The sequence below is a fragment of the Janthinobacterium sp. GW822-FHT07H10 genome (assembly GCF_058798675.1).
The window spans coordinates 1-19,408 of sequence record NZ_JBXAKS010000017.1; the positions used below are offsets into that span (position 1 = coordinate 1).

Annotated in this window: 18 protein-coding genes and 2 tRNA genes; 9 read left to right on the forward strand and 11 right to left on the reverse strand. The window is 62.9% G+C overall.

From position 1 onward, the window contains the following. From AC1RDJ_RS25600 to AC1RDJ_RS25615, 4 genes are all read right to left on the reverse strand, one after another. Positions 1 to 76: transfer RNA gene (locus AC1RDJ_RS25600), tRNA-Glu, on the reverse strand. 67 nt (positions 77 to 143) lie between these two features. Further along, positions 144 to 219: transfer RNA gene (locus AC1RDJ_RS25605), tRNA-Ala, on the reverse strand. 124 nt (positions 220 to 343) lie between these two features. Beyond that, positions 344 to 1,750: a glutamate--tRNA ligase gene (gltX, locus tag AC1RDJ_RS25610; protein ID WP_493029109.1), complete on the reverse strand. Its 1,407-nt coding sequence runs from the start codon at positions 1,748 to 1,750 to the stop codon at positions 344 to 346. A gap of 70 nt (positions 1,751 to 1,820) precedes the next feature. Beyond that, positions 1,821 to 2,732 carry a LysR family transcriptional regulator gene (locus AC1RDJ_RS25615; protein WP_493029110.1) on the reverse strand — a complete coding sequence of 304 codons (912 nt, stop codon included), beginning with the start codon at positions 2,730 to 2,732 and terminating at the stop codon, positions 1,821 to 1,823. Between the two features lie 102 nt (positions 2,733 to 2,834). On the opposite strand from AC1RDJ_RS25615, the gene lysA reads away from it, so the two are divergent. Together lysA and AC1RDJ_RS25625 are read left to right on the forward strand one after the other, a co-directional pair. After that, positions 2,835 to 4,079 carry a diaminopimelate decarboxylase gene (gene lysA / locus AC1RDJ_RS25620; RefSeq protein ID WP_493029111.1) on the forward strand — a complete coding sequence of 415 codons (1,245 nt, stop codon included), beginning with the start codon at positions 2,835 to 2,837 and terminating at the stop codon, positions 4,077 to 4,079. A gap of 62 nt (positions 4,080 to 4,141) precedes the next feature. Beyond that, positions 4,142 to 5,707, forward strand: coding sequence for a phospholipase D family protein (locus tag AC1RDJ_RS25625; protein WP_493029112.1), 1,566 nt, complete (start codon positions 4,142 to 4,144; stop codon positions 5,705 to 5,707). 129 nt (positions 5,708 to 5,836) lie between these two features. Here the strand turns inward: AC1RDJ_RS25625 and AC1RDJ_RS25630 are convergent, their stop codons facing one another. The 3 genes from AC1RDJ_RS25630 to apbC all read right to left on the reverse strand — a co-directional run bounded on the left by AC1RDJ_RS25630 (position 5,837) and on the right by apbC (position 9,402). Beyond that, the gene (locus tag AC1RDJ_RS25630) at positions 5,837 to 7,522 is read right to left on the reverse strand and encodes an alkaline phosphatase family protein (protein WP_289889081.1); all 1,686 of its coding nucleotides are present in this window, start codon (positions 7,520 to 7,522) and stop codon (positions 5,837 to 5,839) included. 164 nt (positions 7,523 to 7,686) lie between these two features. Next, a complete protein-coding gene (locus AC1RDJ_RS25635; RefSeq protein WP_071324455.1) occupies positions 7,687 to 8,094 on the reverse strand; it encodes a DUF4399 domain-containing protein in 408 nt (135 codons plus the stop codon). A 219-nt stretch (positions 8,095 to 8,313) separates the two neighbouring features. Then, positions 8,314 to 9,402 (reverse strand): iron-sulfur cluster carrier protein ApbC, encoded by a 1,089-nt coding sequence (gene apbC, locus AC1RDJ_RS25640; protein ID WP_493029113.1) that lies wholly within the window; start codon positions 9,400 to 9,402, stop codon positions 8,314 to 8,316. A gap of 147 nt (positions 9,403 to 9,549) precedes the next feature. Between apbC and metG the strand changes: the two genes are divergently transcribed. The 5 genes from metG to panC all read left to right on the forward strand — a co-directional run bounded on the left by metG (position 9,550) and on the right by panC (position 14,355). Then, positions 9,550 to 11,703 carry a methionine--tRNA ligase gene (gene metG / locus AC1RDJ_RS25645; RefSeq protein ID WP_493029114.1) on the forward strand — a complete coding sequence of 718 codons (2,154 nt, stop codon included), beginning with the start codon at positions 9,550 to 9,552 and terminating at the stop codon, positions 11,701 to 11,703. A gap of 16 nt (positions 11,704 to 11,719) precedes the next feature. Beyond that, on the forward strand, positions 11,720 to 12,199 hold the full coding sequence (locus tag AC1RDJ_RS25650; RefSeq protein WP_071324458.1) for a GNAT family N-acetyltransferase: 480 nt from the start codon (positions 11,720 to 11,722) through the stop codon (positions 12,197 to 12,199). Positions 12,200 to 12,305: 106 nt separating this feature from the next. After that, complete coding sequence (locus AC1RDJ_RS25655; protein ID WP_071324459.1) at positions 12,306 to 12,515, forward strand: DUF3460 family protein; 210 nt, start codon at positions 12,306 to 12,308, stop codon at positions 12,513 to 12,515. Between the two features lie 17 nt (positions 12,516 to 12,532). Continuing rightward, positions 12,533 to 13,459, forward strand: coding sequence for a segregation and condensation protein A (locus tag AC1RDJ_RS25660; RefSeq protein WP_071324460.1), 927 nt, complete (start codon positions 12,533 to 12,535; stop codon positions 13,457 to 13,459). A gap of 56 nt (positions 13,460 to 13,515) precedes the next feature. Beyond that, positions 13,516 to 14,355, forward strand: a complete 840-nt coding sequence (gene panC, locus AC1RDJ_RS25665) for a pantoate--beta-alanine ligase (protein WP_071324461.1) — start codon at positions 13,516 to 13,518, stop codon at positions 14,353 to 14,355. Positions 14,356 to 14,417: 62 nt separating this feature from the next. On the opposite strand, the gene AC1RDJ_RS25670 is transcribed toward panC, so the two are convergent. Both AC1RDJ_RS25670 and AC1RDJ_RS25675 read right to left on the reverse strand, forming a co-directional pair. After that, positions 14,418 to 14,888: a hypothetical protein gene (locus AC1RDJ_RS25670; RefSeq protein WP_493029115.1), complete on the reverse strand. Its 471-nt coding sequence runs from the start codon at positions 14,886 to 14,888 to the stop codon at positions 14,418 to 14,420. A gap of 124 nt (positions 14,889 to 15,012) precedes the next feature. Continuing rightward, the gene (locus AC1RDJ_RS25675; RefSeq protein ID WP_493029117.1) at positions 15,013 to 15,552 is read right to left on the reverse strand and encodes a hypothetical protein; all 540 of its coding nucleotides are present in this window, start codon (positions 15,550 to 15,552) and stop codon (positions 15,013 to 15,015) included. 217 nt (positions 15,553 to 15,769) lie between these two features. Here AC1RDJ_RS25675 and AC1RDJ_RS25680 point away from each other — a divergent pair, with 217 nt between their 5' ends. Beyond that, positions 15,770 to 16,522: an SDR family oxidoreductase gene (locus AC1RDJ_RS25680; RefSeq protein ID WP_493029118.1), complete on the forward strand. Its 753-nt coding sequence runs from the start codon at positions 15,770 to 15,772 to the stop codon at positions 16,520 to 16,522. 165 nt (positions 16,523 to 16,687) lie between these two features. Then, positions 16,688 to 17,578, forward strand: coding sequence for an SDR family NAD(P)-dependent oxidoreductase (locus AC1RDJ_RS25685; RefSeq protein WP_493029119.1), 891 nt, complete (start codon positions 16,688 to 16,690; stop codon positions 17,576 to 17,578). Between the two features lie 111 nt (positions 17,579 to 17,689). Here AC1RDJ_RS25685 and cheY read toward each other — a convergent pair whose 3' ends face one another. After that, complete coding sequence (gene cheY / locus AC1RDJ_RS25690) at positions 17,690 to 18,088, reverse strand: chemotaxis response regulator CheY (protein WP_010396677.1); 399 nt, start codon at positions 18,086 to 18,088, stop codon at positions 17,690 to 17,692. 147 nt (positions 18,089 to 18,235) lie between these two features. Further along, positions 18,236 to 19,306 carry a protein-glutamate methylesterase/protein-glutamine glutaminase gene (locus AC1RDJ_RS25695; protein ID WP_071324464.1) on the reverse strand — a complete coding sequence of 357 codons (1,071 nt, stop codon included), beginning with the start codon at positions 19,304 to 19,306 and terminating at the stop codon, positions 18,236 to 18,238. Positions 19,307 to 19,408: the final 102 nt, after the last annotated feature.

A 19,408-nucleotide genomic window follows, 5' to 3' on the forward strand; every position in this document is an offset into this window, starting at 1 on the left:
TGGCGTCCCCAAGGGGATTCGAACCCCTGTACTCACCGTGAAAGGGTGATGTCCTAGGCCTCTAGACGATGGGGACCGCGGAACTTCCAAACAACATCTGCACCACTTCAACGACTAACAAAACCTGACTGCGATTTTGCTGCTGGTGGAGGTAAGCGGGATCGAACCGCTGACCTCTTGCATGCCATGCAAGCGCTCTCCCAGCTGAGCTATACCCCCGTTGGTGCAGAAACAAGAGTATAGCAAAGAAGTTTCACTCTGCAAATACCCTTTTTCGTCTATGAGCAACTTTTCATAGGGGCGGTTTCTGCGCTGCGTTTACACGTTCAATTCGGCGCGGCGATTACAGCCACTTTGCCAGGCGCGCCAGCACGGTGTCGCGGCCAAATACCACCACCACCTGGTCGATGGCCGGCGTCTGCAGCTGCCCCGTCAAGATCAGGCGCAAAGGCATGGCCAGCAGCGGCATCTTGATGGTGTTGGCCGCCAATACTTCCTTGATCATGGCCGCCACGGCTTCCTTGCTCCACTCCACCGTGGCGATGCGCTCGGCAAATTGCGCCAGCACGGGCTTGATGGCGTCCGTGATGTGCTGCGCCACCAGGTCGGCATCGGGCTGCGGCTCGCGGAAGAACAGCATCGAGGCGGCGGCCAGCTCGTTGACCGTGTTGGCGCGCTCCTTCATCATGCCCAGCACCAGCGCCAGATCCGGCGCGCCTTCGAAGGCGGCGCCCGCTTCCAGCATCTGCGGGCGGGCCAGGTCGGCCAGGCGCGCATTGTCGGCTTGCTTGATATAGTGGTTATTGAGCCACTTGAGCTTTTCCAGGTCGAACTGCGCGGCCGACTTGGTCAGGTGATCGAGGTTGAACCATGCGCAGAACTGCTCCACCGAGAACACCTCATCGTCGCCGTGGCTCCAGCCCAGGCGCGCCAGGTAGTTCAGCATCGACTCGGGCAGGAAGCCCTGCGCCGGGTAATCCATCACGCTGACGGCGTCGCGGCGCTTGGACATCTTCTGGCCGTCCGAACCCAAAATCATCGGCAGGTGGCCGTACAGCGGCAGCGGTGCGCCGATGGCGCGCAGGATGTTGATCTGGCGCGGCGTGTTATTGACGTGGTCGTCGCCGCGCAGAACGTGCGTGATGCCCATGTCCCAGTCATCGACGGCGACGCAGAAGTTATACGTTGGCGTGCCGTCCGGACGCGCGATGACCAGGTCGTCCAACTCGCGGTTCGAAATCGTGATCGTGCCCTTGACCACGTCATCCCAGCTGACGTCGCCGTCGAGCGGATTCTTGAAGCGCACGACGGGCTTGCGGTCCGCCGGCACGGCAGGCAGGGTCTTGCCTGGTTCCGGACGCCAGGTGCCGTCGTAGCGCGGCTTTTCGCCAGCGGCGCGCATGCGCTCGCGCATCGCTTCGACTTCATCCGGCGACGAGTAGCAATGGTAGGCCGTGCCTTCGGCCAGCATCTGCGCCACCACTTCGCGGTAGCGGTCCATGCGCTGCATCTGGTAGAACGGGCCTTCGTCGTGGTCCAGACCCAGCCACTGCATGCCTTCGATGATGGCTTGCACGGCTTCCGGCGTCGAACGCTCCACGTCCGTGTCTTCGATGCGCAGCACGAAGGTGCCGCCGAAGTGACGGGCAAAGGCCCAGCTGTACAAGGCGGTGCGGGCGCCGCCCAGGTGCAGATAGCCGGTCGGGCTGGGAGCGAAACGGGTACGAACGGGAGTAGCGGTTGTGGTCATCGAAGTAATCAGGCTTGAATAAGTAAAACGCCATTTTACTCTGTTGACCGCCGCCGCTCCACAAGCGCGCTTACAGCTGCTGCAAGCGCCGCTTGACTTCCTCCGCCTGCGCACGCAGCGCCTGCTCGAACAGGGCGACCAGCTGCGACAGGGGCCGGTGCAGGGGCTTGACGATGTTCACAGTGAACGGCAGCGATACGCTGAAGCGGCGGATCTGCAACCCCTGCCCCGCATAGTCAAGCGCCGTCAGCGGATTGACGATGGCCAGCCCCACGCCTTCGCGCACCATGGCGCACACGGAGGCGGCGCTGTGCGTGTCGAGCGCCATGCGCCGCTCCACGCCAGCCTGCGCGAAGATGGCGTCGATCTGCTGGCGGTAGGGGTCGACGGCGGCCAGGCTGATGAAAGGCTGGCCGGCAAAATCGGCCGGCTGCAGCACGGCCTTGCCTGCGAGCACATGGCCATCGGGCAGCACGCATACTTCATCGACGGACATCAGCACGTCGAACACGGTGCCGGGCGGCGCGCTACCCACTTCCGTCAGGCCGATATCGTGGCGCTGCGCCGACAGCCACTCTTCCAGCAGCGGCGACTCCTGCGGCGTGATGCTGATGCTCACCTTGGGAAAATCGGCCACGAAGCGCTTGCACGCCTGCGGCAGCAGGGACTGCGAAAACACGGGCAGGCAGGCGATCGACAGCTGCCCCTGGTCGAACTGGCGCAAGGCCGCCGCCGTGCTGACGATGCGCTCCAGGCCGAAATACGCGCGCTGGACCTCCTCGAACAGCTGCAGCGCCTGGGCCGTCGGGCGCAGCCGCCCCCGCTCGCGCTCGAACAGGGTCAGGCCCGTCAAATGCTCGAGGCGCGCCAGCTCGCGGCTGACGGTGGGTTGCGAAGTGTGCAGCATGGCGGCGGCGGCCGTCACGCTGCCCGTCGTCATGATGGCGCGGAAGACTTCGATATGGCGCAAGGAGATAGTCATGGTCATATCATAAATGAATAAGGTAGCCTCAAATAGATATTTTATAGTCGAAGCACAATCGGCCATCATGCAGTCATTCCCTCATTCCCCCGAAAGCACACGATGAAGCCCGTCCCCGACCAGACCCTCGCCCAACTCGCCCAGGAACACGGCACGCCCCTGTGGGTCTACGACGCGGCCACCATCCGCGCGCGCATCGCCCAGCTGGCGCAGTTCGACACGGTGCGCTTCGCGCAAAAGGCCAATTCGAATATTCACCTGCTGACATTGATGCGCGAAGCGGGCGTGCACGTGGACGCCGTCTCGCTGGGCGAGATCGAGCGCGCGCTGCAGGCGGGCTTTACGCCGGCGCAAACGAACGGCGCCGCCGGCCTGGTGTTCACCTGCGACCTGTTCGACCGCGCCACCCTGGCGCGCGTGGCGGCGACGAAGATCGAAGTCAATTGCGGCTCCGTCGACATGCTGCGCCAGCTGGGCCCAGTGTCGCCCGGCCACCGCGTCTGGCTGCGCATCAATCCCGGCTATGGCCATGGCCACAGCAACAAGACCAATACGGGCGGCGAAAACAGCAAGCACGGCATCTGGCACGAGGAACTGCAGGAAGCGCTGGCCGTCATCCGCGCCCATGGCCTGCACCTGGTGGGCCTGCACATGCATATCGGCTCCGGCGTCGACTACAGCCACCTGGAAACCGTCTGCGGCACCATGGTCGACCTGGTGAAAAACATGGGCCACGACATCGAAGCCATTTCCACGGGCGGCGGCCTGTCCGTGCCCTACCGCGAAGGCGAGCAGCCGGTCGACACGGACCACTACTTCCAGCTGTGGGATGCGGCGCGCAAGCAGATCGAGGCGCACCTGGGCCACGCCGTGCACCTGGAAATCGAACCAGGCCGCTTCCTCGTGGCCGACAGCGGCCTGCTGGTGGCCGAGGTGCGCACCACCAAGCAAATGGGCGGCAACCATTTCACCTTGTTGGATACGGGCTTCAATGAGCTGATGCGTCCCGCCATGTACGGCAGCTACCATGAAATGTCGCTGATCGCGCATGACGGCCGCGCGCTCGATGCCAGCCCGGCATGCGCCACCGTCGTCGGCGGCCCCCTGTGCGAATCGGGCGACGTGTTTACGCAGCGCGACGGCGGCGTGGTGGAAACCCGTTTGCTGCCGGCAGCGCAGGTGGGCGACTATGTCGTCTTCGAAGGCGCGGGCGCGTATGGCGCGTCGATGTCGTCGAACTACAACAGCCGCCCGCACGCGGCGGAATACCTGGTCGACGGCGAGCAATCGCGCCTGATCCGCCGCCGCCAGACAGTGGCCGAGCTGATCGCGCTGGAACAGTTGTAAAACCCCGCCCCGTGCGGGCATGCGCATCTGCTAACATCGGGGCAACTCGATGAAAGCCCGCCATGCCCGCCACCACCCTCTTCCGCCGCCGCGCCGCCATGGCGCTGCTGCCCCTGCTGCTGTCCGCCCTCCTCGCCGGCTGCGCGTCGCTGCCTTCGCTGGACGGCCGCATCGCCTCCACTGTCATCACGGATACGCAACACACCCGGCTGGGCACGGCCATCGCGCCGCTGGCGGCGCAGCACCCTGGCGTATCGGGCATCTACCCGCTGGCCGACGGACGCGATGCGTTTGCCGCGCGCGCCCTGCTGGCCGCCGCGGCCCAGCGCAGCCTGGACGTGCAGTACTACATCTGGCACAAGGACATCACCGGCACGCTGCTGTTCGACGCCCTGCGCCAGGCGGCCGAACGGGGCGTGCGCGTGCGCCTGCTGCTCGACGATAACAACACTGCGGGGCTGGACCAGACCCTGACGATGCTGGGCAAGCAGCAGAATATCGAAATCCGCCTGTTCAATCCCTTCGTGCCCCGTTCGCCGCGCGCGCTGGCCTTTGTCACCGATTTTTCCCGCGTCAACCGGCGCATGCACAACAAATCGTTCACGGCCGATAACCAGGCCACCATCGTCGGCGGGCGCAATGTGGGCGACGAATACTTCGGCGCGGCCGGCGACGTGCTGTTCGCCGACCTCGACGTGCTGGCCGTCGGCCCCGTCGTCGACGACGTCTCGCGGGAATTCGACCGCTACTGGAACAGCGCCTCGGCCTATCCTGCGCAACTGCTGCTGACCAGGCCTGTCGAGGGTGACGCGGCCACCATCGCGGCCGAAGCGGACCGCATCGACGATACCCAGGCCGCCGAGGAATACGTGCAGGCGCTGCGCACTTCGCCCTTTGTCCGGCAGATGATGGAACGCACCCTGCCATTCGAATGGGCGCAGACGCGCATGGTCAGCGACGACCCGGCCAAGGTGCTGGACAAGGCCAGGCCAGGCACCGGCGTGGCGGAAAACCTGCAAAACCTGCTCGGCGTGCCGGAAAAGGAGGTGGACCTGATTTCACCGTATTTCGTGCCCGGCAAGTCCGGCACCCAGGCCTTTGCCGACCTGGCGAAAAAAGGCGTGGGCGTGCGCATCCTGACGAATGCGCTGGAAGCGACCGACGTGGCGGCCGTGCATGCCGGTTATGCGAAGTGGAGAAAGCCGCTACTGGAGGCGGGCGTGCTGCTGTATGAGTCGCGCCGCTCGTGGGAAGCAGGCGACGCGCGCGAACAGCCCGGGCGCTTCGGCAGTTCCGCCTCCAGCCTGCACGCGAAGACGTTTGCCGTCGACGACCGGCGCATCTTCGTCGGCTCCTTCAACTTCGACCCGCGCTCCATCGAATTGAACACGGAAATGGGCCTCGTCATCGACAGCCCCGCGCTGGCCCGCCAGCTGGGCCAGGCCATGCGCACTACGATACCGCAGCGCGCCTATCAGGTCATGCTTGGCGCCGACGGCGCGCTGTACTGGGTCGCCCGCAACGCCAACGGCACCACCACGCGCCACGACACGGAACCCGGCACCAGCGTCTGGAAGCGCATGGGCGTGGCGATTCTGTCGGTGCTGCCGATAGACTGGCTGCTGTAAGTAGCTGGGTCAACAATGTGTCGGATTACGCGTGGCTGTGCCCCGCTGATCCGACCTACGTTCTTCGCAAGATCATCGTAGGTCGGGTTAGCGCAAAGCGCGTAAGCCGACAGGCGCGCAGACCTCCTTTTATCGCACCGCTTCCGTCAAAATCCGCCCTTCCGACGCCGACGGCTGGCGCACGCGCAGCAGATGGGCCAGGGTCGGGGCGATGTCGACCACTTCCGCATACTGGCCATAGGCGCCCGGCTTGATCCAGCGCGGGCCGTACACCATCAGCGGTACGTTGGTGTCATACGTGTACGGCGTGCCGTGCGAAGTACCGCCAACGCCCTTGCCGAAGTACCAGGCCGGCTTCGTCACCAGCATCAGGTCGCCCGACAACTGGCGGTTCCAGGCGCGGCGCATCAGGGTATCCATGCGCGTGGCGACGGCGCCCGTTTCCATCTGCGTGCGCGTATAGACTTGCGCCAGGCCATCCTGCTGCAGCAGGAAACGGGCCGCCGCGTCTTCCAGCGCGGCGCGCTGGATGCCGCTCTTTTCCGCCAGCGCGTAATCGAGGTAGATATTCGGCAGCGACGACACGGTGACCAGCTTGTCCACGCCCAGGGTCGCGGCCAGGTGCTGGTTCAGCGCATCGACCAGTTTGGCGCCATCGATGCGCCTGGCCGAGAAGCCGCGCGTTTCGGCAAATTCCGGCACGTTGGCAAAGCCATGGTCGGCCGTCAGCACCACCAGCACGTTATCCATGCCGACTTTTTTATCCAGGTCGGCAAAGAAGCCGGCCAGCATGCGGTCGAGGCGCTGCAGGTGGTCGTGCGACATCTTGCTTTCCGGCCCGTAGGCATGGTTCACGTAATCGTGCGCAGACAGGCTCACACCGAGGATATCGGGCACGCCGGCCGGATTGCGGCCCAGGTTCTCGCCATCGATGGCGGCGCGGGCGAATTCCAGGGTCAGCTCGTCGAGGAAGGGGCCGGACTTCAAGCGGCTGTAGTATTCGCCGTCGAGCTTGCCGCTGTCGCTGTAGTAGGCAAACGGGAAGGTGTTGCGCGTGCCCGGCTTGGCCGGCACAAGATCATCACGGGCGTCCCGCGCATAGGCCGAATCGGCCAGCAGCGGCGTCCAGCTCTTGCCGTAATAGCGGTCCTGCGGCCTGGCGGCCTGGTAGCGCTGCACCCATTGCGGATGCTGCTGCATATAGTAGGTGCTGCTGGCGAAGTTGCCCGTCTTTTCCATGTACATATAGGCCGTGCCCGTTTTCCCGGCCAGCAGGATGGCGCCGCGGTCCTTGCCGGATACGGTGACGACCTTGGCCTGGTCGCCCGTGGAATAGCGCAGTTCGTCGCCCAGGGTGCTCACGCGCAGCCTGGTCGGCGCCGTGCCGTCGTCGGGCTGCGTTTCTTCGCCGATGTAGTGGAAATTGCCGTCCTCGGTGCAGTACACGGATTTTTTCGTGACGGGATCGATCCAGTTATTGCCGATCACGCCATGCTGGTAAGGATAGGCGCCCGACAGCACGGCCGAGTGGCCGATGGCCGTCACCGTGATGCCGTGCGCCTGGTGCGCATCGCTGAACCAGGCGCCCTGCTCCAGCAGGCGGCGGAAACCGCCCTGGCCAAACTGGTCGCGGTAGCGCGTCACCTGCTCTTGCGGCAAGCCATCGACCACCAGCACCACCACCAGCTTCGGCTGCGCCACGGCGGCGGAAGCGGCAGGAGCGGCCTTGGCCGCATGCGCCTGGCACGCCGCCACGCTCGACATCAGCAGCAGCGCATGCGCCAGTTGCCGGGAAAGGGAAAAATGTTTCGTCATATCCGCTCGTTTATCAAAACACATTATAGGGATGCCATACGCTGGCCACCGGGCAGCATACGCAGACTATATGACGCAATGATGACAATAAGCAATACTATGAAAAAGGCCGGATTCCTGCGGGAGTCCGGCCTGTCGAGGTCTTGCGTGGAATGGCTTGGCGACTACTTGACCGTCACCTGGATGCTTTTGCTCAGCTCGGGGCCGTAGGACTGGTGCGCGCCGTTGGCGAACTGCATGGTGAGGGTGTACTGGCCTGGCGGCAGGGTGACATCCGTTTCCGTCTGTCCTTTGCCGAAATGCAAGTGCTTGTCGTCCATGGGAATCATCTCGCCCGCCTTCATCGCCCCCATATTGATCAGCAGATGATGGTGGCCCGTCTTGGCCGTCATGTCGCCGGCCGGCTTGACGGCCATGCCGCTGACGGCAAACTTGACCTTGAACGGGCTGCTCACCGTCGCGCCATCCGCGGGCTCGACGAACGAGACGGATTGTGCAAAGGCGCTGGCGGCCAGCAGGCTGCCAGCAATTACGGCTGCAGCTTGGCGCAGGAATGTCGTGTTCAAATGCATGATGTCTCCTCTTGTTTAGTAACAACACGGACTGCATGAAACCATATTCCTGCCGGTCGTGGCGCCGGGGAAGAGTGTATCCAATGGTGCCACGGTGGTCTTGAAAACCGTAGCGAGCAAGCTCAATATCGGGTTGAGTAACGCAACCGTACTTTAGTACGGTGAGTAACGCCGCCCCGAAAGTGAGCTGCGCGGTAGGTTTGCAAGACCACCCAGCCGCTAGTCGTTCTTGATGACGATGCTAGGGAACTTGCTGGTCATGTCCTTCGCCTTTTCCGCCACCTTGATGGCGATGGTGCGGGCGATCTGCTTGTAGATCACGGCGACGGGGCCTTCCGGCTCGGCCACCACGGTCGGCGTGCCGGAATCGGTCTGCTGGCGGATGGCCATGGTCAGCGGCAAGGCGCCGAGGAATTCCACGCCGAAGTCCGCGCACATCTTCGCGCCGCCGCCGGCACCGAAGATTTCTTCCGCATGGCCGCAGTTCGAGCAGATGTGCGTGCTCATGTTTTCCACCACGCCGAGGATGGGAATGCCGACTTTCTCGAACATTTTCAAACCCTTGCGCGCGTCCAGCAGCGCGATGTCCTGCGGCGTCGTGACGATGACGGCACCCGTGACGGGCACTTTCTGCGACAGGGTCAGCTGGATATCGCCCGTGCCTGGCGGCATGTCGACGATCAGGTAGTCGAGGTCGCGCCAGTTGGTCTGGTCCAGCAGCTGCTGCAGCGCCTGCGTGACCATGGGGCCGCGCCACACCATCGGCTCGTCCGGATCGATCATGAAGCCGATCGACGACACTTGCAGGCCGTGGTTTTCCATCGGCTCCATGCTCTTGCCGTCCAGGGTCTTCGGCTGGCCGCTGATGCCCAGCATCATCGGCTGCGACGGGCCATAGATATCGGCGTCCAGCATGCCGACGGTCGCGCCTTCGGCGGCCAGGGCCAGGGCCAGGTTGACGGCCGTCGTCGATTTGCCCACGCCGCCCTTGCCGGAAGCGACGGCGATGATGTTTTTCACGTTGCTCATCGGCTTCAAGCCGCGCTGCACCGTGTGCGAAATGATTTTCGACGACACGCCCACGCTGACATTGCCCACGCCCGGCAGCACGCGCAGGGCGGCCAGCACGGACTTGCGGATCAGGTCGATCTGGCTTTTCGCCGGATAGCCGAGTTCGATGTCGAGCGAGATATCGCTGCCATCGACCTTCAGACTCTTGACTGTTTTACTGGAAACGAAGTCTTTATTTGTATTTGGATCAATAACCTGCGCCAATGCGGCTTTAACGTCTTCTACTGTGATGCTCATGACTATCTCCGTATGCAATACGCGCAGTCTAGCGCAAAATTGCATGGCGCGATGGAGACAAAAGCACTACTTGCCGGCGCTGCATCTGCTCATATTACGTTTCCGCTGTTAAAATGCCCTATTATCCATCCCAAAAGTGCATCAATCATGACTCGCAAGCTGTTCGTCACCACTGCCCTGCCTTACGCAAACGCCGCTTTTCACATTGGCCATATCATGGAATACATCCAGGCTGATATCTGGGTCCGGTTCCAGCGAATGCAACGCGATGGCGCGGCCGGCCGTGAAGTGCACTTTGTGGGCGCCGACGATACGCATGGCACGCCCATCATGATCGCCGCCGAAAAGGAAGGCATCACGCCGCAGCAATTCGTCGCCAACATCGCCGCCGGCCGCGCCCAGTACCTGGACGGCTTCCATATCGCCTTCGATAACTGGTATTCGACCGACTCGCCGGAAAACGTCGACCTGTCGCAATCGATCTACCGCAAGCTGCGCGATACGGGCCTGATCGTCACGAAAACCGTCGACCGCTTCTTCGATCCGGTCAAAGGCATGTTCCTGGCCGACCGCAACATCAAGGGCGAATGCCCGAAATGCGGCGCCAAGAACCAGTACGGCGACAATTGCGAAGTGTGCGGCGCGGCCTACCAGCCGACCGACCTGGTCAATCCGTTCTCCGTGTTTACCAATGCGACGCCCGTGATGAAGCCGTCGGAACAGTACTTCTTCAAGCTGTCCGATCCGCGCTGCTTCGAATTCCTCAAGAATTGGCTCAACACGCCAGGCCGCTTGCAGCCTGAAATGGTCAACAAGGTCAGCGAGTGGCTGGGCGAGGCGGGCGAAAAGCTGGCCGACTGGGATATCTCGCGCGATGCGCCCTACTTCGGCATCCCGATTCCCGATGCGCCGGGCAAGTTCTTCTATGTGTGGATGGACGCGCCGGTCGGCTACCTGGCCAGCCTGAAAAACTATTGCGACAAGAAAGGCCTCGATTTCGACGCCTTGCTGAACGATCCGGCCACGGAACAGATCCACTTCATCGGCAAGGACATCGTTTCCTTCCACCTGCTGTTCTGGCCCGCCATGCTGAAATTCGCCGGCCACCCGGTGATCGACAAACTGAAAGTCAATGTCCATGGCTTCCTGACGGTCAATAACGAAAAAATGTCGAAGTCGCGCGGCACCGGCATCTCGCCGCTGCGCTACCTGGACCTGGGCATGAACCCGGAATGGCTGCGCTACTACATCGCCTTCAAGCTGAACTCGAAAGTGGAAGACCTGGACTTCAACGGCGACGACTTCGTGGCCCGCGTGAACAGCGACCTGATCGGCAAGTACGTGAACATCGCCAGCCGCTGCGCCGGCTTCATCGCCAAGAAGTTCGACGGCAAGCTGGCCACCACCCTGTCGCCGACGGCCCAGGGCTACATCTGGCGCGCGCTCACGTACAAGGTGCAGTCCGGCGACGAAGTGCTGAACAAGGAACGCCAGGCCAGCATCGCCCAGCACTTTGAAAACCGCGAATTCGGCAAGGCCTTGCGCGAAATCATGGAAATCGCCGACATCACCAACCAGTATGTCGATGAAAACAAGCCGTGGATCCTGGCCAAGGATGTGGAGAAGACGGCCGAGCTGCACGAAGTGTGCACCACGGCCCTGATCCTGTTCCGCCAGCTGACGATCCTGCTGTCGCCGGTGCTGCCGGGCGTGGCAAAGAACGTGGCCGGCTTCCTCAACGACGAGCAATTCACCTGGGCCGACACGCAAGTCGACGCCGTCTCGACCAGCATGCTGGGCCGCACCATCGGCACCTATAACCACCTGATGACGCGCATGGATGCAAAGATGATCGAAGCGCTGTTTGACGCGCCGCAAGCGGCAGCCGCCGCGCCCGCCATCGAAGCAGCAGGCGATGCCGCCGCAGCCGCTCCTGCCACGGCGATCGAGGAACTGGCGCCGGAAATCAAGATCGACGACTTCCTCAAGGTCGACCTGCGCATCGCGAAGATCGTCAACTGCGAACTGGTCGATGGCTCGGACAAGCTGCTGCGCCTGACCCTGGACGCGGGCGAAGGCCGCCTGCGCAATGTGTTCTCGGGCATCCGCTCGGCCTACCAGCCGGAAGAGCTGGTCGGCAAGCTGACGGTGCTGGTGGCCAACCTGGCGCCGCGCAAGATGAAGTTCGGCATATCCGAAGGCATGGTCATGGCGGCCTCCGCCGCCGACGAGAAGGCGAATCCGGGCATCTACATCCTGAACCCGTGGCCAGGCGCCGAACCTGGCATGCGCATCCGCTAAGCCCCAAGGAACGATGATGAATATCGTGGTGCGCGAAGCAACAAATGCCGATGCACAACTGATCGCCGAGCTGACCCGCGCTGCGTGGGCCGGCAAGGTGGCCGCTTCTTCCAGCGGGCACCACGAGACGGCGCAGCAGGTGGAAGAGCAGCTGCGCCACGGCGGCGGCTTCCTGTTGCTGATCGACGACGTCCCGGCCGGTTCGCTGCGCTGGATGCCGCTCGACAGCGATCCCGCCATCTGGAAAATTTCGCGCATGGGCGTGCTGCCCGCCTACCGGGGCAGCCACGTCTCGCAGCACTTGCTCGAAGCCATCATTCATCACGGACTGTCGTGCCAGGCCGAGGAATTGCGTCTGGCCGTGCGCCGCGACCAGCGCAAGCTGATCGATTTTTATGCGGCCTTCGAATTCGACCTGGCCGAGGAACTGGAATATTCGCACGCCAACCCCGCCGAACCGGCGCCGATGGTGATGCGGCGCTTGCTGCGTTATTGATTTTTAGCATTTTCGCCCCGGCTTGCCGATAAGACAACCCGCCGCCGCACGCGGCACGGTAAAATACGGCCGGCTGACCTTACTTACCAGACACTCAGAAGAGAATATGAAACTGCCTGCAAAACACAACAACTATGTTTCCGACCACACCCTGTTCATCGCCGAACTGAAGGCCAAGAACCCTGGCATGGAAGCGGGCCAGCAAGCGGGCCGCGCCTTGCTGTGGGACAAGCCATCCGTCAGCCTCGATGAGCAGGAACGCCAGATGGCGTCGGCCATCAAGCAACAGGCTTACGTTTACCAGAACAAGAACTAAGAGCCGGAACCGGCACGATGTTGCCTGAAGAGTCGGCGAGCACGCCCGGGCTGGATGCACCGGACGCGAGCGCAGTCATCGAGTCGCCCGAACCCGTCGCTAGCGGCGACGGCGGCGGCGACCCTGCAACATCTGCAACAACGGACGCGGCGCCCGCCGCCGATCCACTGGGCATCGCCCGCCTGTATGGCGAGCCCATGCTGCGCATGCCCACGGACCTGTACATTCCGCCGGATGCGCTGGAAATCTTCCTCGAAGCCTTCGAAGGCCCGCTCGACTTGCTGCTCTACCTGATCCGCAAGCAAAACTTCAACATTCTCGACATTCCGATGGCGCAGGTGACCCTGCAATACCTGAAGTACGTCGACCAGATCCGCGTGCGCAACCTGGAACTGGCCGCCGAGTATCTGTTGATGGCTGCCATGTTGATCGAGATCAAGTCGCGCATGCTTTTGCCCTCGCGCAAAAGCGACGTCGAGGAAGATGGCGGCGATCCCCGTGCCGAACTGGTGCGCCGCCTGCTCGAATACGAACAGATCAAGCTGGCCGCCTACGACCTGAATGCCATTCCCCAGTTCGAACGCGATTTCGTGCGCACGCAGATCTTCATCGAACAAAGCCTGACACCCACCTGGCCCGACGTCGAGCCGGTGGACTTGCAGCAGGCGTGGCTCGACGTGCTGAAACGCGCCAAGCTGACCCAGCATCACCGCATCAGCCGCCAGGAACTGTCCGTGCGCGAGCATATGTCGAGCATCCTGCGCCATTTGCAATCGTCGCGCTTCGTCGAATTCAGCGAGCTGTTCGACATTGCCGGCGGCGTGCCCGTGGTGGTGGTCAACTTCGTGGCCCTGCTGGAACTGGCCAAGGAAACCCTGATCGAAATCACGCAAGCCGAACCGTTTGCCCCCATCTACGTCCGGCTGGCTTATTCGCCCGCCTGATACCCTCTCCCTTTGTCACTGACCACCGTACAACGGGGTTTTAGCGAAAGCAATCAATGAAAATTATTTCCGACATCGAAGAATTGCGCGACCAGCTCAGCGGACAGCTGCGCACGGCGTTCGTTCCCACCATGGGCAACCTGCATGAAGGCCATCTGTCACTGATGCGCCTGGCGCGCAAGCATGGCGACCCCGTCGTCGCCTCGATTTTCGTCAACCGCCTGCAGTTCGGCCCGAACGAGGATTTCGAGAAATATCCGCGCACCATGGAAGCCGACATCGCCAAGCTGGAAAAGGAAGGCGTGTACGTGCTGTTCGCGCCGACGGAAAAGGAACTGTATCCGGAACCGCAGGAATACCGCGTGCGCCCGCCCGATGACCTGGGCAACACCCTGGAAGGCGAATTCCGCCCCGGCTTCTTCGAAGGCGTGTGCACGGTCGTCACCAAGCTGTTCTCGTGCGTGGGCCCGCGAGTGGCCGTGTTCGGCAAGAAGGATTACCAGCAACTGATGATCATCCGCAACATGGCGCGCCAGTTCGCGCTGCCGACGGAAATCATCGCCGCCGAAACGTATCGGGCCGACGATGGGCTGGCTTTGTCCTCGCGCAATATGTACCTGTCGGAAAGCGAACGCGCCGAGGCGCCGGAACTGTACAAGGGGCTCAACTTCGTCGCCGAGGAAGTGCGCAAGGGTAATCTGGCCGTGGGTGAACTGGAACAGGCCGCCATGCAGCTGTTGAATGGCCGCGGCTGGAAATCCGATTACATCGCCGTGCGCAAGCGCGCCAACCTGCAGGCGCCAAACGCCGCCGAACTGGCCGCAGGCGAACCGCTGGTGGTGCTGGCCGCCGCCAAGCTGGGGCAGACGCGATTGATCGACAACCTGGAAATTTAACCGGCTGCCTCAACGCCACTGTCACGACAACGGGGCCAATCGGCCCCGTTTGCAAATCTTTCCTACTTCTCCAGCCCCACCAGTCTCAACTCGGCATACAGCGACTTGCCTCTGCCGCGTGCCGCCTGCAGCATGTCGTAGCTGGCCGCATCGAGCACGATTTCCTGCCCTCCCCATAGCTTGCGCTGATGCGCGGGCAGCTTCAGGCTGCGCAGCATGGCCCGCGCCTGCGCCGGATCGGCAGCCAGCAGGCGGATGGCGCGCACATGGCGCCGCACCCCCGTCAGGATGGGCAAACCGCCCTGCGGGCCACTCTGATTCAGGCTGACATAGTCGTGGCCACCCACGCGGTGCAGGTAGGCATGCCTGCCGTCGCCCTCGGCAGCCGGCTGCACGGTCGCTTCCTGGGCATCGGATGGCAGCTCGGCAACAACTGGCGCGACAGGCGCCACGGCGGCTTGCTCAATGCTCACGCCGCAGGCGGCCAAGAGGGTCGTGCTCAAGGCAAAAAATAATACGGGTGCTCGGCGCATGCTGCGCTCCTTCTTGTCGGGGTCGGGGACAAAGGGGAAATACTGCAGCGATCATGGGCCAAATTATTTGACGTGTAAAGTTAACTTTTGGAAATATTTCATTCATTTTGGAAATTAATCACCATTAGTCGATCTGCCGCAACAGCTGCCCGTAATACTGCTCGCCCTGGCGCACATGCGCGTCGAAATCGTAGCCTTGCTCGCGCATGCGGGCAAAATCCGCCGCCGCGATGCACAGCACATAACTGTGCCGGTTCGCCACCAGCCGCGACGCCAAGGCGGTCCCTCTCACGGCGTCGCCGCCATACCATTTGCCTGCCCCGTCGTGCAGCGCCGGATGGATTTTCCCGCCCGCCTCCACCTGCCAGCCACCGTCGAGCAATATCCAGATGGCGCCATCGGCGTCGCCGCTGCTGGCGATGACGGTGCCGGCCCGGACTTCCCACTCGTGCGACTGCGCAATGACGGTGCGCAGCTGCGCCGCGGTCAACTGCGTGAAGAATGGCGTCTTGCGCAACAGGTGCGGATAGGTGACGGAAGCTTGCATGGCGGGGGGCACCTGGGCGGCATTGACGGACCAGGCGTAGCGGGCCAGCGGCAGGAACAGCGCGCCGGCGGCAAGGACAACAAGGGAGAATCGTGCAACGGTCATGCGTCGGGACATGCTGGGCTCCATGGGAAAAGCCTCACTATAGGCAGGCCCGCCAGGCGGATAAAGGGGGTATTCCTGCCTGCATCATGCCAAATGGCTCAACAATCATTATTAATCTGAATTGCACACTGAAAGCATTTTCACCATCTTTATCCACATATAAATAAAGCTCACAATGGCTGCACTGGCTCGCTCTTTCGGGCCTTTCCACCACGACAGGAGAACCACCATGAATACAGCATCCACCCCAGCCAGGGTCGCCATCGTCACCGGCGCCTCGCGCGGCATCGGCGCCGCCATCGCCCGCCGCCTGGCCCGCGACGGCATGCAAGTCGTCGTCAATTACGCCAGCGGCAATGTCGAAGCAGACAAGCTGGTGGCGACCATCGTGGCCGACGGCGGCGCGGCCATCGCCGTCAAGGCCAACGTGGCCGATGCGGGCGAGGTGCAAGCGCTGTTCGATGCGGCGGAAGCGGCCTTCGGCGGCGTCGACGTGCTGGTGAATAACGCCGGCATCATGCCGCCCGTGCTGCCCACCCTGGCCGACACGGACGACGCCACCTTCGACAGCCTGTTCGCCATCAACGTCAAGGGCAGCTTCAACACCATGCGCCAGGCGGCCAGCCGCTTGCGCCATGGCGGCAGCGTCGTCAATTTCTCCACCAGCGTGATCGGCCTGGCCCTGCCCGGCTACTCCGTCTATGCCGCCAGCAAGGCGGCCATCGAGACGATGACGAATATCTTCGCCAAGGAATTGCGCGGCAAGGACATCACCGTCAACGCCGTCGCCCCCGGCCCCACGGCCACGGGCCTGTTCTTGAACGGCAAGACGGAGGAAACGATAGAGCGCATGAGCAAGATGGCCCCGCTCGAGCGCCTGGGCACGCCGGACGACATCGCCGCCGCCGTCGCCTTCCTGGCCGGAGCGGATGGCCGCTGGGTCAATGGCCAGACCCTGCGCGCCAACGGCGGCCTCGTATAGCGCCAGCCAAAACCGGCTGCGCGTCGCGCCTTGCGGCCTGCGATGCTCGCCGTACTTTGCTGCGGTTGCGCTTCCCGGCCACAAATCCCTGACGCTCGCCACGGTCTTGCCAGGCGCCGTGAAGACTCAATCAATCGCTCAATCGATCAATCAAAGGAATCCATCATGCAACAAGTCATTCTGATTACGGGCGCCTCGACCGGCATCGGCGCCCTCTCCGCCCGCGCGCTGGCCGCCGCCGGCCACACGGTCTATGCCAGCATGCGCGACACGCTGGGACGCAATGGGCCGCGCGTGCAGGAATTGCGCGACTACGCCACGGCCCGTGGCGCCGACCTGCGCGCGCTGGAACTGGACGTGCTGTCGCAAGCGTCGGCAGATGCCGCCATCGCCGCCATCCTGGCCGAACAGGGCCGGCTGGACGTCGTCGTCCACAATGCGGGCGGCCTCGTCACCGGCCCCATGGAAGCGTTTGCGCCGGCAGAGATCCAGCACGTCTTCGACACCAACGTGATCGGCGCCCAGCGCGTCAACAAGGCCGCCCTGCCCGCCATGCGGGCGCAAGGCAGCGGCTTGCTGCTGTGGATCAGCAGCACCACCACGCGCGGCGGCTTTCCGCCGTTCATGGGTCCGTATGCGGCCGCCAAGGCGGCCATGGATTCCATCGCCGTCACCATGTCGTATGAATTGACGCGCTTTGGCATCGAGACATCCATCGTCACGCCGGGCGCCTTTACGCGCGGCACGGCGCACTTCCCGAATGCGGGCAAGCCGGCCGACCAGGCAACCAGCGCCGCGTACGCGCGCTATGACGGCTTGATGGACGAGGTGGGTGCGCGCCTGTCGGCCCTGACGCCGGACGATGCCGACCCGCTGGCCGTGGCCGAGGAAATCGTGCGCGTCGTGGGCCTGCCCGCCGGCCAGCGGCCGTTCCGCACGGTGATCGACTTTATCGGCGACGGCGCGCAGGAAGTATCGGCAGTGGCCGAACAGGTGCGCATCAGCTTTGCCCGCCGCATCGGCATCGACGACCTGCTGTCCATCCCCGCCGCCTGAGGCGCAAAAGCGGGGATGAAAAAAAACGCTGCCAGGGCAACCTGACAGCGTTTTTTCACATGGCCGCGCGCCCTCGCAAGACGAGGCTGCCGGCCAGGCCTGCTGGCGTGCTTAAGCGCCAGCCTTTTCCAGTTTCTCGAAAATCTTGTTCAGCTTTTCATCGAGGGTCGCGGCCGTGAACGGCTTGACGACATAACCGCTGGCGCCAGCCTGGGCGGCGGCGATGATGTTTTCCTTTTTCGCTTCGGCGGTGACCATCAGCACGGGCAGTTTGGCCAGTGCCGGATCGGCGCGGATATGCTGCAGCATCGTCAGGCCGTCCATGTTGGGCATGTTCCAGTCCGAGACGACGAAATCGTAGGATTCCGCGCGCAGCTTGGCCAGGCCCATCACGCCGTCTTCCGCCTCGTCGACGTTGGCATAACCCAGTTCCTTCAACAGATTCCGGACAATGCGGCGCATCGTCGAAAAATCGTCAACGACTAAAAATTTCATCTTTGGATCAGCCATGAATAACTCCGTTGTTTCTGTAGCGGTTTGTTAATAATATCGACATGAATGCCGACATTATGGTCGACACTACGGCAGCAAGTTATAGGATAGCATTTTCGTTGCTTTTAGGCGAACAAACTTGCCGCAGATCATATAAAACGTGGCTTACACGCGCAAAGCGCGCATGCCATGCGCAGCCAGATGTCCCAGCACCATGCCAGGCAGCGCCGTCAAAGCGCCAACCTCATGCGTGGCGCCGATGGCGATCGCCTCGCGCGGCATGCCGAAGACGACGCAACTGGCTTCATCCTGGGCAAAATTATACGCTCCCGCCGTCTTCATCTCCAGCATACCCTGCGCGCCATCCTTGCCCATGCCGGTGAGGATCACGCCGACGGCATTCTTGCCAGCCGATTGCGCGGCCGAACGGAACAGCACGTCGACGGACGGGCGATGGCGGTTGACCGGCTCGCCCTGGTCGATCTTGGTCATGTAGTTGGCGCCGCTGCGCGTCAGGGTCAGGTGCGAATGGCCAGGCGCGATATACGCGTGGCCAGGCAGGATACGCTCGCCGCCAGCAGCTTCCTGCACCGAGATCTTGCACAGCGAATCGAGGCGGCGCGCGAACGAGCGCGTAAACCCTTCCGGCATGTGCTGCGTGATCAGGATGCCGGGGCAATCGGACGGCATCTGCATGAGGAATTCGCGGATCGCTTCCGTGCCGCCCGTGGAGGCGCCCACGATGATCAGCTTTTCGCTCGACGTCAAAGGGCTGCGCAAGGCTGGCAGCGGCGCCGCCGTCTTGTCGCTGGCCGACGGCAAGGTGCGTGCGCGGATGCGCGCCTTGGAAGCCGCGCGGATCTTGTCGGCGATCATGTCCGTGTATTCACGCATGCCGCTCTGGATCGAGATCTTCGGCTTGGTGACGAAATCGACGGCGCCCAGTTCCAGCGCGCGCATGGTGATTTCCGAACCGCGCTCGGTCAGCGACGACACCATCAACACCGGCATCGGACGCAGGCGCATCAGCTTTTCCAGGAAGTCCAGGCCATCCATCTTCGGCATCTCGACATCCAGCGTCAGCACGTCGGGATTGGTCTGCTTGATCATCTCGCGCGCCACCAGCGGATCGGGCGCCGCGCCCACCACTTCCATGTCGGGCTGGCTGTTGACGATTTCCGTCATCACGCTGCGGATCAGCGCCGAATCATCCACGATCAAAACTTTGATCTTCATAGTTATCCTTCCAGGCCTTGCGGCCCTTATTCTTAATCGGTAAGAACGCCTGACAAAACCGCCGCGAGCGGCTGCGAACTGTGGCCGAGAAGCGCAACCGTG